Here is a 15,234-nt window from a genome sequence, read left to right on the forward strand (position 1 = left end):
GCGGGGAACGCCGTGCCGTTCACAGACAGTCGGTAGACAGGCGGGGTGGCGCGACGGTCAGCCGAGGACGGCGAGCGCGTCGATCTCGATGAGGAGGCCGGCGGGCAGCCCGACGTACACGGTCGTGCGCGCGGCGGGCGGCTGGGTGAGGCCCTGCTCCTCGAAGTAGGCGTTGTAGATCTCGTTCATCTCGGCGAAGTGGTCCACGTCCGTGAGGTAGACGCGGAGCATCATCACGTCGTCCCAGGACGCGCCGCCCTCCTCCAGGATCGCCTTGACGTTGGCGAGGGTCTGGAGGGTCTGCTCGCGCAGGGTCGGGCCGGCCGGGGTGGGGGCCTTGCCCTCCTCGTGGGGCAGGAAGCCGACCTGGCCGGCGACCTGGAGGATGTTGCCCTTCTTCACGCCGTGGCTGAACTTCGCCGGGGGGACGGTGTGGGTCGCGGGGACGAGAGCGATCTTGTCGGTCATGCGGTGACTTCCTTGACTGGGGTCCTGCCGGAGTACTCGCCGCTGATGGCGTCCGCCGTACGGCGCACCAGCGGGAGCAGGGTGAGGAGTTCCTCGGCGGTGACGACCACGTTCGGCGCGGAGACCGACATGGCGGCGACCACCCGGCCGTCGGCGCCCCGGATGGGCGCGGCGACGCAGTTGATGGACTCCTCGTGGCCACCGAGGTCGGTGGCCCAGCCCTGTTCGCGCACCTTGGCGAGTTCCTTGAGGAACCCGTCGGCGTTCGGTGTCGAACGGGCCGTGTACATGGGGTAGTCGAGCTGCTCGGCCACGGCCCGGCGCTCGTTCTCGGGGAGGTCGGCGAGCAGCAGCTTGGCGACGGCCGCGACGGTGATGGCGACGGGCTTGCCGATCCGGGAGTACATGCGCACCGGGTAGCGGCTCTCGACCTTGTCGATGTAGAGGACCTCGTCCTCCTCGTGGACGGCGAGGTGGACGGTGTGTCCGACCTGTTCGTTGAGGCGTACGAGGTGGGGGTGGGCGATCTCGCGGACGTCCAGGTTCTCCATCGCCTCCTGGGCGAGGGAGATCAGCCGGGCGCCCAGGCGGTAGCGCTGGTCGGACTGGCGGTAGACGAAGCCGTGGTCGTGGAGGGTGCGCAGTAGCCGCAGGGCCGTGGACTTGTGCACGTCCAGGCGTTCGGCGACCCGGCCCAGGTCGGCGGGGCCCTCGGCGAGCAGCGGCAGGATGCTCAGCGCGCGGTCGACGGTCTGGCTCATGGTGTGCGTACCTCCTCGTCGGCCCCTCGGACGTCCTGTGTCCAGCCGGGGCCGAGTCGCAGTCTCCCCCACGCGGCGTCGTCGAGGGCGGCCAGGCGGTCGGCGTGATCGCGGGCCGGGGGCGTGGCGAGGTCGCCGGGGACGGTGAGGGCGGCGGCGGCCATGAGGTGGCCGTGGCGCAGACGCTCGCGTACGGGCTTCTCGCGCAGGGTGGCGGAGAGGAACCCGGCGGCGAAGGCGTCGCCCGCGCCGACGGCGGCGACGACGTCGACGGTGAGCGCGGGGACGGAGGTGACCTCGTCGGCGTCGGTGCCGGCGGTGCGGTGGAAGGCGGTGGCGCCGCTCGCGCCCTGTTTGACGACGAGCAGCTCCGGTTCCGGCAGCGCGGCGCGCACGGCCTCGGGGCCGCCCAGGCCCCAGGCCTCGTCCTCGCCGACGAAGACCAGGTCGGCGCCGCGGGCCAGGTCGAGGAGCACCTCGGGGCCGTGTCCGTGCCCGGCGTCGCGCCACAGGCCGGGGCGGTGGTTGACGTCGAAGGAGACGAGGGGGCGGCCGGGGCGGCGGGCGGTCAGCTCGCGCATCAGGCCGAGGCAGTCGGCGGAGAGCGCGGGCGTGATGCCCGACAGGTGCAGGACGCGGCCGGAGCGGATCGCGTCGAGGTCCATGGTGTCGACGGACATCGCGGAGGCCGCCGAGCCCGCCCGGTAGTAGGCCACCTCGTGGGCGTCGGTGGCGCGGTCCCCGGCGGTGCGGAAGTAGATGCCGGTGGGGCGGGCGGGGTCGCGGCGCACGGCGGAGACGTCGACGCCGTAGGCGCCGATCGCCTCGACGAGGTGGTCGCCGAAGCCGTCGGCGCCGACCCGGCCGACCCAGCGCGCGGAGTGTCCGGCGGCGGCGAGCACGCAGGCCACGTTGGACTCGGCACCGCCGATGGCCCGGTCGAAGGAGGGGACGTCGGCGAGGCGCCCGGGGCGGGAGGGCAGGAAGGTGACCATGGACTCGCCGAGCGCGACGACGTCCACGACGTCGGGGGCGGTGCTGGTTCGTCCGGTGGCGGTCACGATGGTGGGGGCTCCTCGTCTGCGGCGTCCGCGCTGTCCGTGCTGTCTGCGCTGTCCGCGCTGTCTGGGGCTTGTTCTTCGCGTCTCGCGGGCGGCTGCTCCGTTGACCCCGCGTTCGCCGAGATGTTAGACAGCAGTAAGCGATATACGCAACGATCGTTGCAGATTTTGCAACGGATCAGACCAGGGAGGCTCCATGGCCCTCGACTCCGGCCCCGACACCGGCCGCGACGCGCTCGCCAGGCTGGCCGAGGAGCACGTCGACCACCGCTTCAAGGGTCTCCCGCCGGACGCGTACGGCCTGACCGTCGCCGAGCTGGCCGGACAGCGCCGCAACCTCTTCACCGGCGGTTTCACCACCCCCGTGCTCGCGCTGTCCGCCGAGCGCCTGGAGCACAACCTGAAGCTCATGGAGACGTACTCCGCCCGGCACGGCCTCGCCTTCGCGCCGCACGGCAAGACCTCCATGGCCCCGCAGCTCTTCCACCGCCAGCTCGAGCACGGCGCCTGGGGCATCACCCTCGCCGTGCCGCACCAGGTGCGGGTGGCGCGGGCCTTCGGCATCCAGCGGGTCTTCCTGGCCAACGAGCTGGTCGACGCCGCCGCCCTGCGCTGGATCTCCGCCGAGCTGGACGCCGACCCGGACTTCCGCTTCGTCTGCTACGCCGACTCCGTGCGCGGCGTCGAGCTGATGGACGCGGCCCTGACGGACGCGGGCGCCTCCCGTCCGCTGGACGTCGTGGTCGAGCTGGCCGCCGGCGAGGGCGCGCGGACCGGCGTGCGCACCGAGGCCCAGTGCGCGGCGGTCGCCGACGCGGTGGCCGGGGCGCGGACGCTGCGGCTGGCCGGGGTCGCCGGGTACGAGGGCGAGGTGCCGGACGCCGACCCGGAGCGCGTGCACGCCTGGCTGCGGCGGCTGGTCGCGCTCGCCGTCGACTTCGACAAGGCCGGGCGGTTCGACGGCCTGGAGGAGATCGTGCTGAGCGCGGGCGGCAGCGCCTGGTTCGACGCGGTGGCCGACGTGTTCGCCGAGGTCCCCGCCCTGTCCCGGCCGGTGCTGAAGCTGCTGCGCTCGGGCGCGTACGTCTCCCACGACGACGGCCACTACCGCGAGCTGACCCCCTTCAACCGGGTCCCCGGGGAGGGCGCCCTGGAGCCCGCCTTCCGGCTGTGGAGCCAGGTCGTCTCCCGCCCCTCCCCCGAGCAGGCGTTCACCAACGCGGGCAAGCGGGACGCGGCCTACGACCTGCACCTGCCCTTCGCCCAGGTGGTGCGCCCCGCCGACGGCGGTCCCCAGCGCCCGGCGACCGGGATCACGGTGACCGGCCTGTCCGACCAGCACGCCTGGCTGCGCACCACCGCCGAGGCGGACCTGGAGGTCGGCGACTGGCTCGGGGCGGGCCTGTCCCACCCGTGCACCTCCTTCGACAAGTGGCAGCTCATCCCGGTCGCCGAGGCGGACGGGACGGTCGTCGACTACATCCGCACGTTCTTCTAGAGGACCGGGTAGAGGACCCGAGCAGCGGGTCCAGGAGGAGTCAGGCATGGAAGAGCTGGTCATCAGGGACGCCGACGTCGTCGACGGTTCCGGCGCCGACTCGTACCGCGCGGACGTCGTGGTCGACGGCGGCCGGATCGTCTCGATCGTCAAGGAGGCGGCCGCCTCGGGCTGCCAGCGCCCGAAGGCACGCCGGGAGCTGGACGCCGAGGGCCTGGTCCTGGCCCCCGGCTTCATCGACATGCACGCCCACAGCGACCTGGCGCTGCTGCGGGACCCGGACCACAGCGCCAAGGCCGCGCAGGGCGTCACCCTGGAGGTCATCGGCCAGGACGGGCTGTCGTACGCGCCGGTCGACGACCGCACCCTCGGCGAGGTGCGCCGCGCGATCGCCGGGTGGAACGGCCCCGGCGACGACGTCGACTTCGACTGGCGGTCGGTCGGCGAGTACCTGGACCGGCTCGACCGCGGCATCGCCGTCAACGCCGCCTACCTGATCCCGCAGGGGACGGTGCGCGCCCTCGCGGTCGGCTGGGACGACCGGGAGGCGACCGAGGCGGAGCTGGAGCACATGCGGCGGCTGGTCGCCGAGGGCCTGGAGCAGGGCGCGGTCGGCATGTCGTCCGGGCTGACCTACACACCCGGCATGTACGCCAAGGACGCCGAGCTGACCGAGCTGTGCCGGGTGGTGGCGTCGTACGGCGGCTACTACTGCCCGCACCACCGCTCCTACGGGGCCGGGGCGCTCCGGGCGTACGAGGAGATGGTGGAGCTGACGCGGGAGGCGGACTGCCCGCTGCACCTCGCCCACGCCACCATGAACTTCGGCGTCAACAAGGGCAAGGCGCCCGAGCTGCTGACGCTGCTCGACGACGCGCTGGCCACCGGGGCCGACATCACCCTCGACACGTACCCCTACACCCCCGGCTGCACCACCCTCGTGGCCATGCTGCCGAGCTGGGCGAGCGAGGGCGGCCCGGAGCAGATCATGAAGCGGCTGTCGGACGACGACACCGCCGAACGCATCCGCCACCACATCGAGGAGATCGGCTCCGACGGCTGCCACGGCGTGCCCATGGAGTGGGACACGATCGAGATCTCCGGCACGGGCGACCCCGCACTCGGCGAGTACGTCGGCCGTACGGTCATGGAGTCGGCGCGGCTGCGCGGCGAGACCCCGTGGACGACGGCCCGCCGCCTCCTCCTGACCGACCGGCTGGCCCCGACCATCCTCCAGCACGTCGGCCACGAGGAGAACGTGCGCGCGATCATGCGGCACCGGGTGCACACCGGCGGCTCGGACGGCATCCTCCAGGGCGCCAAGCCGCACCCGCGCGCCTACGGCACCTTCCCGCACTACCTGGGCCACTACGTGCGCGAGCTGGGCGTGCTCCCGCTGGAGGAGTGCGTCGCCCACCTGACCTCGCGCCCGGCGGCCCGGCTGCGGCTGCCCGACCGCGGCCTGGTCCGCGAGGGGTACCGGGCCGACCTGGTGCTGTTCGACCCGGCGACGGTCGCGGCGGGCAGCACCTACGAGAACCCGCGCGTCCTGCCCACGGGCATCCCGCACGTGCTGGTCGACGGGCGGTTCGTGATGGAGGACGGGCGGCGCACCGACGTGCTGGCCGGGCGGTCGGTGCGCCGGGTCCCGCGCTGAGCCGGGGCCGGCCCGGCGCGACCCGCCGGGCCGGGCCGGGGCCCTGCCGTCAGGGCTTGGGCAGGACGCAACCGCTGCGCGAGAGGTCGAGCTTGCTGTCGAGGCCGAAGCAGGCGGGGATCTGGTAGGTCTGCTGGCCGTAGTTGATGCCCTCGCGGACCGTCACGGTGCCGTCCTCGGCGACCTCGCAGGGGTTGTTGTCGGTGCAGCGCCCGCCGTCCTCGTTGCCCGTGTTGTTGACGGCGACGACCTTGCCGGTGGCGTTGTCGACGACGGGCGATCCGGAGGTGCCGCCGATGGTCCGGCAGGCGGAGGTGTAGCGGACCGAGTCCTTCCAGGTCCACTCCCCCTCCTTCAGGCGGTACGCGAACCCGTCGACGTTGCAGGCGTAGGTGCGCTTCCAGTAGCCGGAGACGACGGTGATCGCGGTGCCGGCCGCGGGACGGGTGTCGTTCAGGGTGAGCGGGCTGATCCCGTAGGAGCCGCGGATCTGGGCGTAGGTGCTGGTGAGCTGGTAGAGCGAGACGTCCGTGTCGGTCATCGTCGCGTAGGCGATCTTGCTGGCCCGCAGCGTGCCGACGCGGGTTCCGGAGGCGTTGAGCAGCCCGAAGGTGCGGCTGGAGGGCTGGTCCACGACGACCTCGCCGGCGGCCGGGAAACCGGTCTCCAGACAGTGGCCGTTGGACATGACCAGCGCCGGGTCGTCGTCCTCGGAGGCGGGCAGGCGCACGACCGAGCCGGAGCAGTTGCTGAGCGCGACGGTCCCGGCGAAGGACACGGCGCGGACGGCGGGAGCCGCGGGTGAGGCGGGAGCCGCGGGTGACGCGGCCGCCGGTGCCACGCCGACCCCGGTGACGGCCAGGGTGGCGAGCGCGGCAAGGAGAGGCTTGTTCATGTGGGGGTCCCCTCTATGGAGGGCACCGGCCGGAGATCGTCCGGGACGGCGCCGTATTGTCATGGGCATTCTCATGACGGGGAGGGGTGCGGACAAGGGCCGGTAACCGGCCGCCCGTTGGCGCGAACCGGCCCACCGGGCCCCGCCGCGAGCGGCCGCGATCACCCGGATGGGCCCGTCTCACGTGGTGGAAAACACGGCCCATGGGTCGTAACCGGGTCGTAAGCTCGCGGACATGCAGGTGATCCAGTCGACCAAGCTCGCCAACGTCTGTTACGAGATCCGGGGCCCGGTGCTCGAGGAGGCGATGCGGCTGGAGGCGGCCGGGCACCGCATCCTGAAGCTGAACACCGGCAATCCGGCCGCCTTCGGCTTCGAATGCCCGCCGGAGATCCTGGAGGACATCCTCCGCAACGTCTCCACGGCGCACGGCTACGGCGACGCGAAGGGCCTGCTGGCGGCGCGCCGGGCGGTCGTCATGCACAACCAGACCCTCGGCATCGAGACGGACGTCGAGCACGTCTTCATCGGCAACGGCGTCTCCGAGCTGATCGTGATGGCCATGCAGGGCCTGCTCGACGACGGCGACGAGGTCCTCGTCCCGGCCCCGGACTACCCGCTGTGGACGGCCGCCGTGTCGCTGTCCGGCGGCACGGCGGTGCACTACCGCTGCGACGAGCAGTCCGACTGGATGCCCGACCTCGCGGACGTGGAGCGGAAGATCACCGACCGCACCAAGGCGCTGGTGATCATCAACCCGAACAACCCGACGGGCGCGGTCTACGACGACGCGATGCTGCGCGGGCTGACGGACATCGCCCGCCGGCACAACCTGCTGGTCTGCTCCGACGAGATCTACGACAAGATCCTCTACGACGACGCCACCCACACCCCGACCGCCGCGATCGCCCCCGACCTGCTCACCCTCACCTTCAACGGCATGTCGAAGGCGTACCGGGTGGCCGGCTACCGGGTCGGCTGGATGTCGATCTCCGGGCCGCGCGCGCACGCCGAGTCCTACATCGAGGGCCTGACGATCCTGGCGAACATGCGCCTGTGCGCCAACATGCCGGGCCAGCACGGCGTGGTCGCGGCGCTCAGCGGGCGGCAGACCATCAACGAACTGGTGCTGCCGGGTGGACGGCTGCGCGAGCAGCGGGACGCCGCCCACGAGGCGCTGACCAGCATTCCCGGTGTGACCTGCGTGAAGCCGAAGGGCGCGCTGTATCTCTTCCCACGGCTCGACCCCAAGGTCTTCAAGATCAAGGACGACCGGCGGATGGTCCTGGACCTGCTGCGCCAGGAGAAGATCATGGTCGTGCAGGGCACCGGCTTCAACTGGCCCGAGCCCGACCACTTCCGGGTGGTGACCCTGCCGACGGCCGCCGACCTGCGCGAAGCGGTGGACCGGATCGGGAACTTCCTGGACGGATACAGCCAGCCCTGAATCCCGAACACCGTCAACTTTAGATTCAATCCAATGTAGGATGGTTTCCTGAAGCACTCAGGAGGCCATCCCATGTACGAGCCGATCCGCAGCAAGTCGGTCCACAGCACGATGGCCGGCAGCACCACGGACTTCCCCCACCGCACCCGGGACGAGGAGCTGGACATCCAGCTCGCGGGTCATCTCGCGGCACTGCTCGCCGTCACCGACGAGCTGCGCGCGCTGACGCCCGACACCGGTCTGGACATCGCGGCCGACCGGCTCGGCGAGCAGGTGACCCGGCTGCGGGGAGGTCGGGCGCCGGTCCGCCTGCACGTGGCCGCCACCCCCGCCGAGCCGCGTCCGGCGGCCCTGCACCGGCGGGCGCACACCCTGGCGGCGCGCGCCCTGGTCGTCGCGGCCTCCCGCGCCGACACGGCCGCCGCGATCCTGTCCGCCGAGCGCATGGACGCGCACGCCGCGGCCCTGGAGCCGCGCGAACTCGCGGCCGGCTGAGCCCTCCCGGGCCCCCCTACGGCCCCGGTCCGCGCGCACCCGCAGCGACGCGCGGACCGGGCGCCACACACCCGCACGCGGAGCGGCACCCGCCCGCCGCCGCCGGCGCCCCGGAGTGGCCGGTTCCCGTTGCATACCGGTATCGGGCGGTCACCTGCCGTTCACCGGGACCCGCCAGGAACGTCTGATTCCGGGAGCACGCTCACCGCGTGAGACGCATCGCTGGAATCGTCCTCGCGGTCCTGCTGATCGGTGGCGTGGTGGCCGCCGTCGTCGCGGGCCGGGACAACGAGGAGACGGGCACGGCAACGAAGACCGTGCGCATGGTCATCGGGTCGGAGAAGGCGCAGTTCTTCGCCGACCCTGACGTGGTGAAGGCCCTCGCCGCCAAGGGCTACACCGTGCGGGCCGAGACCTCCGGGTCCTGGGCCATGGAGGAGCTGGACCTCAAGGGCTACGACCTCGCCTTCCCGTCCAGTCAGGCACCGGCCGACGAACTGGCCGACAAGTACGGCGTCCGGGGGCCGCTGCCCCGGCCCTTCTACTCGCCCCTCGTCGTGGTGACCCACCGCTCCACCGCGGCGGTCCTCGCGGCGAACGGGCTCGTCACCCTCGACCGCAGCCGGGGCGGCACCCTCCGGATGGACGCCTACCTCGACGCGGCCCGCGCGGGCCGCACCTGGCAGCAGCTCGAGGGCGCGGAGAAGCACACCGAGCTGACCGGGACCCTGTACGTCGCGACCACCGACCCGGAGACCTCCAACTCCGGCGCGCTCTACCTGGCCGCCGCCTCCTACGTCGCCAACGGCGACCGCGTGGTGTCGGGCGACTCCGGCCTGGACCGCACGGCGCCCCTGCTGCGCAGGCTGGTCCAGGTCCAGGGCGCCCAGAAGTCCAGCTCGGACGCCACCTTCCGGGACTTCACCAGCGGCGTCGGCGAACCGCTGGTGCTGGTGTACGAGTCACAGGTCGCCGCGCTCCTCGCGGAGGGCGGGGACGCCGTCTCCGACCTGGTCGTCCTGTACCCGGACACCACCGCCACCAGCGACCACACGGTCGTACCGCTCACCGACGCGGGACGGGAACTCGGCGACCTGCTCTCGGCCGATCCGCGGCTGCGGCAGCTGGCCGTGCGGCACGGGTTCCGGCCGCAGGGCGCGTCCGCCGAGTTCACCCGGGCCACCGAGGCCCACACCGCGTATCTCAACCAGCGGCTGACCGGCGTCCGGCAGGCGCCGGTGCCCACGTCCGAGGTACTGCGCCAGATGGCCGTCAGGGCGCGCGGATGACGGCCCGCGGCCACCGGCCGGCCCGGCCACCGGCGAACACGCCCGGACCAGCAACGGAACACCAGCGGACCACAGGGGGATTCGGCCACGTGACCGGCACCGACCACGACCTCACGCTCACTCTCACCCCGCCCGAGCCCGTCGCCCCCGTACCGCGCGAGCGGGCCGGCGGCCTCGTGCCCCTCGACGACGCGACCCGCGCGGACATGGCCCGCAAGGCCGCCGCCTACGTGGACGGACTCGCCGCGCTCGACGCCCGCTCCCCCGAGTTCGCCGGCAAGGTCGGCGAGATCACCGGCCTCGGCGCCGCCGAGATGCGCACCGCCGCCGCCCAGTCCAACCGCATGCTGGAACGCACGGTACGCAGCCTGCCCGACCAGGGCGGTGACGCCCAGACCCGGGTGGCGGGCTCCCTGGTGGAGCTGCGGCGCGTGGTGGAGGACCTGGACCCGCGCGACCTGCCCGCCTCCAGGGGCCGCAAGCTCCTGTCCCGGCTGCCCGGCGGCAACCGGCTGCGCGACCACGTCGCCAAGTACGCCTCCGCCCAGGGCACCCTGAACCGGATCGTCGGCTCGCTGCGCGGCGGACAGGACGAACTGCGGCGCGACAACGCGGCGTTGCAGACCGAGCGGGTCCGCCTGTGGGAGACCATGGGCAAGCTCCAGGAGTACGTCGTGCTCACCGAGGCGCTCGACACGGCCGTGCAGGAGCACGTCGCCGGGGTCGAACCGGGCGACCCGCAGGCCGCCGACGCCCTGCGCGCGGACGTCCTCTTCCCGGTCCGGCAGAAACACCAGGACCTGCTCACCCAGCTCGCGGTGTGCGCCCAGGGCTACCTCGCGATGGACGTCGTACGCCGCAACAACGAGGAGCTGGTCAAGGGCGTCGACCGGGCGGCCACGACCACCGTGTCGGCGCTGCGGATCTCCGTGATGCTGGCCACCGCCCTGGACCACCAGAAGAAGGTGGTCGAGCAGGTCGACGCGTTGCGCGGCACGACGGAGGAGCTGATCCGGGGCAACGCGGAGATGCTCGCCACCCAGACCGGCGACATCCAGCGCATCGCCGCCGACCCCGCGGTGGGGGCGGAGACCCTGCGCGCCGCCTTCCAGCAGATCTACCGCACCCTCGACACCATCGACTCCTACAAGGCCCAGGCCACGGAGGCGATGGCGGCGACCGTGGAGTCCCTGACCGGTGAGCTCCGGCAAGCGAACGCGTACCTGGAGCGCAGCCGTTCACGGGGCGCCCTGGACACCTCCCGGGACGGGGGCCTCGCATGAGACACGGCCGTCGCACGAGACGCGCCCTCGCCGTCTGGCTCGCCGCGCTCGCCCTCCTCACCGCCTGCACCTCGCACGGGGACGGGGACGGGGACGGGCCGGACGGGCCGGCGACCCCCGGGGTTGCGGGGAGCGCCGAGCCGGGCACCCTGCGCGTGCTCGCCTCCAGCGAGCTGAGCGACATGCGGCCGGTGCTCGACCGGGTCCGCGAGGAGACCGGCCTCACCGTCCGGCTCACCCCCATCGGCACCCTCGACGCCGTCGACCTGCTGGCGAGGGGCGGGACGGACGGGACGTACGACGCGGTGTGGCTGTCCTCCAACGACTCGCTGCGACTGCGTCCGGAGGCGGCCGGGCGGATCGTCTCCGAGACGCCGGTGATGGCCAGCCCGGTAGCGATCGGCGTCAAGGACGCCACCGCCCGGCGGCTGGGCTGGCGGCCCGGGTCGGTCACCTGGTCCCGGGTCGAGCAAGCCGTCGCCGACGGGAAGCTCACCTACGGCATGACCGACCCGGCCCGCTCCAACTCCGGCTTCGCCACCCTCGTCTCGGTCGCCTCCGCGCTGTCCGGCGCCCAGTCCGCGCTCACCGACGCGGACGTGGCGAAGGCGACGCCCAGACTGCGGGAGTTCTTCACCGGGCAGCAGCTGACCTCGGGCTCGTCGGGCTGGCTGGCGGCGGCGTACGAGCGGCGCGGGAACGTGGACGCGCTGCTGAACTACGAGTCCGTCCTGCTGGGCATCCCGGGCCTCACCGTGATCCGCCCCACCGACGGCGTCCTCACCGCCGACTACCCGCTCTCCACCCTCGCGTCGACGGACGACGCGACCCGCGGCGACGTCCGCCGCCTCGCCGAGGCGCTGCGCACACCGGAGATCCAGCGGGAGATCACCCGCACCACGCACCGCCGCCCGGTCCTCACCTCCGTGCCGCCCGCGGCGGGGCTGGACACGAGCCGACGGCGCGAACTGCCCTCCCCCGGCTCGCGCTCCGTCGCCGACGGGCTGCTCGACGCGTACGAGAACGAGCTGCGCCGCCCGTCCCGGACGGTGTACGTCCTCGACACGTCCGGCTCGATGGCGGGCGAGCGGCTGACCCGGCTGAAGGCGGCGCTCACCACCCTCACCGGCGACTTCCGCGACCGCGAGGAGGTGACGCTGATGCCGTTCGGCTCGGACGTGAAGCGGGTGGCGACCCACGTGGTGGACCCGGCCGACCCCGAGTCCGGTCTCGAGGGCATCCGCCGGGACACCGCGCGCCTGACCGCCGAGGGCGACACCGCGGTCTACACCTCGCTGGAGAAGGCGTACGACCATCTCGGCGGCGGGCGGGACGCGTTCACGTCGGTCGTGCTGATGACGGACGGCGAGAACACCACCGGCACCGACGCGGCCGGCTTCGACCGCTTCTACGCGGCGCTGAGCGAGAAGCGGCAGCAGATCCCGGTGTTCCCCATCCTGTTCGGCGACTCCGACCGCGCGGAGCTGACGCACATCGCCGAACTCACCGGCGGCCGGCTCTTCGACGCCCGGAAGGGGTCGCTGGACGGCGCCTTCGAGGAGATCCGTGGCTACCAGTAGGCTCATCGGCTTCCTGGAGTCCCGCAAGAACCTGACCGGTGGCGCCTGCGGGCTGGCCGGACTGGTGCTGACCTTCACGGGCACGGCGGGGCCCTACTGGCCGGTGGTCGTCGCGGGTCTGTACGGCGCGGGCGCGCTGCTCGCCCCGCCGGAGCGGCCCGCACTACCCGACTTCCCGGACCCGTCGGCCCAGTTGGAGGAGGTACGCGGCGACTTCGGCCGGCTGCGCGGCTATCTGACGGACGTGGAACTGCCGCAGACCGCCGAGGAGCGGCTGGCCGGACTGACCGGGCTGCTGGCAGCGCTGCTGGAACCCGGCTGGGTCGCCGAGGTGCTCGCGGCCGACCCCGAGGGACTGCACACCGTGTCGCGGGCGGTGCGGCAGGACATTCCGGAGGCCGTCGACGCCTACGTGCGGACCCGCTGGTGGACGCGGCTGACGCCCGGGCAGGAGCCGCCGGAGCGGCATCTGGAGCGACAGTTGGCGCTGCTGCGGGAGGAGGCGGAGCGGCTGACGGACCGGCTGCGGGACGCCGAGGCCCGACGGCAGGAGCCGCACACGCGGTATCTGCGGGACCGCTCGGAAAGCTGACCCGCGTGCCGAAGGGCCGGGTCCGTCGCACGCCGTTGTGCGGGGACCCGGCCCGAGCGGGGCTTCCCCGCGCTCCGGGGTGCGAAGAGCTACTGGAGCGCGGGAAGACCCCCTACGTGACCGGCCTTCGTGACGACTTCGCGGGTCAGGGCTAGTCGGACCGGCCACGGAGCTGGGTGGGGACGGCTCAGCCCAGGCGCTCCACCAGCGCCCGGTACTGGTCCCACAGCTCGGCGGGCGTGTGGTCGCCGAAGGTGTTCAGGTGCTCGGGGACGAGCGCCGCCTCCTCGCGCCACACCTCCTTGTCCACGCTGAGCAGGAACTCCAGGTCGGCGTCGGCGAGGTCGAGTCCGTCGGTGTCCAGGGACTCCTTGGTCGGCAGCACGCCGATCGGGGTCTCCACGCCCTCCGCCTTGCCCTCCAGGCGCTCCACGATCCACTTCAGGACCCGGCCGTTCTCGCCGAAGCCGGGCCAGACGAACCTGCCCTCGTCGTCCTTGCGGAACCAGTTGACGTAGTAGATCTTCGGCAGCTTGGACTGGTCCTTGTCCTTGGCCACGTCGACCCAGTGGCCCATGTAGTCGCCCATGTTGTAGCCGCAGAACGGCAGCATGGCGAACGGGTCGCGGCGCAGCTCGCCGACCTTGCCCTCGGCGGCGGCGGTCTTCTCGGAGGCCACGTTGGCGCCGAGGAAGACGCCGTGGTTCCAGTCGAAGGACTCGGTGACCAGCGGGACGGCGGTGGCGCGGCGTCCGCCGAAGAGGATCGCCGAGATCGGCACGCCCTTGGGGTCCTCCCACTCCGGCGCGATGATCGGGCACTGCGCGGCGGGCGTGGTGAAGCGGGCGTTGGGGTGCGCGGCGGGCGTACCGGACTCGGGCGTCCAGTCGTTGCCCTTCCAGTCGGTGAGGTGGGCCGGGGTCTCCTCGGTCATGCCCTCCCACCACACGTCGCCGTCGTCGGTCAGGGCGACGTTGGTGAAGACCGAGTTGCCCCAGAGGGTTTTCATGGCGTTGGCGTTGGTGTGCTCACCGGTGCCGGGGGCGACGCCGAAGAAGCCGGCCTCGGGGTTGATGGCGTACAGGCGGCCGTCCTCGCCGAAGCGCATCCAGGCGATGTCGTCGCCGATGGTCTCGACGGTCCAGCCGGAGATCGTGGGCTCCAGCATGGCGAGGTTGGTCTTGCCGCAGGCCGACGGGAAGGCGGCGGCGACGTACTTGGGCGCGCCGGTGGGCGGGGTCAGCTTCAGCACCAGCATGTGCTCGGCGAGCCAGCCCTCGTCGCGGGCCATGACGGAGGCGATGCGCAGGGCGTAGCACTTCTTGCCGAGCAGGGCGTTGCCGCCGTAGCCGGAGCCGTAGGACCAGATCTCGCGGTCCTCGGGGAAGTGCGAGATGTACTTGGTGCTGTTGCAGGGCCAGGAAACGTCCGCCTGGCCGGGCTCCAGCGGGGCGCCGACGGAGTGCACGGCCTTGACGAAGAAGCCCGACTCACCCAGCTCGTCCAGGACCGGCTGCCCCATGCGAGTCATGGTGCGCATGGAGGCGGCGACGTACGCGGAGTCGGTGATCTCGACGCCGAGCGCGGAGAGCGGCGAGCCGAGGGGGCCCATGCAGAAGGGCACGACGTACATGGTGCGGCCGCGCATGGAGCCGCGGAACAGGCCGCCTTCGCCGCCGGTGCCCCGGAAGATCTCCCGCATCTCGGCCGGGTCCTTCCAGTGGTTGGTCGGCCCGGCGTCCTCCTCCTTGGCGGAGCAGATGAAGGTCCGGTCCTCGACGCGCGCGACGTCGGTGGGGTCGGAAGCCGCGTAGTACGAGTTGGGGCGCTTGATCGGGTCGAGTTTGCGGAAGGTGCCCTTCTCGACGAGCTCCCCGCACAGGCGCTCGTACTCGGCCTCGGATCCGTCGCACCAGACCACTGCGTCCGGCTGGGTCAGTTCGGCGATCTCGTTCACCCACGAGATCAGTTCCTGGTGGTCGGTGGGGACGGGGGGAGCCGCGATGTCGCGCGCCACGATTGCTCCTAGATGAGGGGTTTTTTGTTGGAGGCCCCGTGGGGGCTGCGACCCGGACGCGTGACGTCTGCCTCGTGGGCGCTCATCCGGTGTCGACCGCACTCATTTGATCATCCGACGTGTGCGCCCATCTGTCCAGAGGGCGTCACAACTGAGCGGCGTGAGGATCGCCACGTGTCCGGACCGGAGGT

Annotated in this window: 13 protein-coding genes; 8 read left to right on the forward strand and 5 right to left on the reverse strand. The window is 72.5% G+C overall.

Annotation, left to right across the window (positions count from 1 at the left end; translation table 11 throughout):
• Positions 1-57: 57 nt before the first annotated feature.
• The 3 genes from B9W62_RS14090 to B9W62_RS14100 are packed head-to-tail and all read right to left on the reverse strand — an operon-like array spanning position 58 to position 2,290.
• Complete coding sequence (locus B9W62_RS14090) at positions 58-468, reverse strand: RidA family protein (protein WP_087807520.1); 411 nt, start codon at positions 466-468, stop codon at positions 58-60.
• On the reverse strand, positions 465-1,229 hold the full coding sequence (locus B9W62_RS14095) for an IclR family transcriptional regulator (RefSeq protein WP_076976022.1): 765 nt from the start codon (positions 1,227-1,229) through the stop codon (positions 465-467). Before B9W62_RS14095 ends, B9W62_RS14090 begins: the two co-directional genes overlap by 4 nt.
• Positions 1,226-2,290: a sugar kinase gene (locus B9W62_RS14100; RefSeq protein WP_087807521.1), complete on the reverse strand. Its 1,065-nt coding sequence runs from the start codon at positions 2,288-2,290 to the stop codon at positions 1,226-1,228. The genes B9W62_RS14095 and B9W62_RS14100 overlap by 4 nt, the downstream gene beginning before the upstream one ends.
• A gap of 196 nt (positions 2,291-2,486) precedes the next feature.
• Here B9W62_RS14100 and B9W62_RS14105 point away from each other — a divergent pair, with 196 nt between their 5' ends.
• Together B9W62_RS14105 and B9W62_RS14110 are read left to right on the forward strand one after the other, a co-directional pair.
• Positions 2,487-3,788: an amino acid deaminase gene (locus B9W62_RS14105; RefSeq protein ID WP_087807522.1), complete on the forward strand. Its 1,302-nt coding sequence runs from the start codon at positions 2,487-2,489 to the stop codon at positions 3,786-3,788.
• A 46-nt stretch (positions 3,789-3,834) separates the two neighbouring features.
• The gene (locus B9W62_RS14110; protein ID WP_087807523.1) at positions 3,835-5,445 is read left to right on the forward strand and encodes an N-acyl-D-amino-acid deacylase family protein; all 1,611 of its coding nucleotides are present in this window, start codon (positions 3,835-3,837) and stop codon (positions 5,443-5,445) included.
• A gap of 49 nt (positions 5,446-5,494) precedes the next feature.
• On the opposite strand, the gene B9W62_RS14115 is transcribed toward B9W62_RS14110, so the two are convergent.
• Entirely contained in the window at positions 5,495-6,340 is an 846-nt protein-coding gene (locus B9W62_RS14115; protein ID WP_087807524.1) for a S1 family peptidase, read from the reverse strand.
• A gap of 235 nt (positions 6,341-6,575) precedes the next feature.
• Between B9W62_RS14115 and B9W62_RS14120 the strand changes: the two genes are divergently transcribed.
• The 6 genes from B9W62_RS14120 (at position 6,576) to B9W62_RS14145 (ending at position 13,026) form a co-directional block, all read left to right on the forward strand.
• The gene (locus B9W62_RS14120; protein ID WP_003973993.1) at positions 6,576-7,787 is read left to right on the forward strand and encodes a pyridoxal phosphate-dependent aminotransferase; all 1,212 of its coding nucleotides are present in this window, start codon (positions 6,576-6,578) and stop codon (positions 7,785-7,787) included.
• A gap of 72 nt (positions 7,788-7,859) precedes the next feature.
• Positions 7,860-8,282: an SCO4983 family protein gene (locus B9W62_RS14125; protein ID WP_087807525.1), complete on the forward strand. Its 423-nt coding sequence runs from the start codon at positions 7,860-7,862 to the stop codon at positions 8,280-8,282.
• A gap of 209 nt (positions 8,283-8,491) precedes the next feature.
• Positions 8,492-9,571: a substrate-binding domain-containing protein gene (locus B9W62_RS14130; protein WP_087807526.1), complete on the forward strand. Its 1,080-nt coding sequence runs from the start codon at positions 8,492-8,494 to the stop codon at positions 9,569-9,571.
• Positions 9,572-9,660: 89 nt separating this feature from the next.
• Positions 9,661-10,854 carry a toxic anion resistance protein gene (locus tag B9W62_RS14135; protein ID WP_256976341.1) on the forward strand — a complete coding sequence of 398 codons (1,194 nt, stop codon included), beginning with the start codon at positions 9,661-9,663 and terminating at the stop codon, positions 10,852-10,854.
• Positions 10,851-12,434 (forward strand): vWA domain-containing protein, encoded by a 1,584-nt coding sequence (locus B9W62_RS14140; RefSeq protein WP_087807528.1) that lies wholly within the window; start codon positions 10,851-10,853, stop codon positions 12,432-12,434. Before B9W62_RS14135 ends, B9W62_RS14140 begins: the two co-directional genes overlap by 4 nt.
• Positions 12,421-13,026 carry a hypothetical protein gene (locus B9W62_RS14145; protein ID WP_179235484.1) on the forward strand — a complete coding sequence of 202 codons (606 nt, stop codon included), beginning with the start codon at positions 12,421-12,423 and terminating at the stop codon, positions 13,024-13,026. Before B9W62_RS14140 ends, B9W62_RS14145 begins: the two co-directional genes overlap by 14 nt.
• Positions 13,027-13,213: 187 nt before the next feature.
• On the opposite strand, the gene B9W62_RS14150 is transcribed toward B9W62_RS14145, so the two are convergent.
• Positions 13,214-15,043: a phosphoenolpyruvate carboxykinase (GTP) gene (locus B9W62_RS14150; RefSeq protein ID WP_087807529.1), complete on the reverse strand. Its 1,830-nt coding sequence runs from the start codon at positions 15,041-15,043 to the stop codon at positions 13,214-13,216.
• Between the last annotated feature and the right edge of the window lie 191 nt (positions 15,044-15,234).

The sequence above is a fragment of the Streptomyces sp. CS113 genome (assembly GCF_002188365.1).
Lineage (GTDB): Bacteria > Actinomycetota > Actinomycetes > Streptomycetales > Streptomycetaceae > Streptomyces > Streptomyces tendae.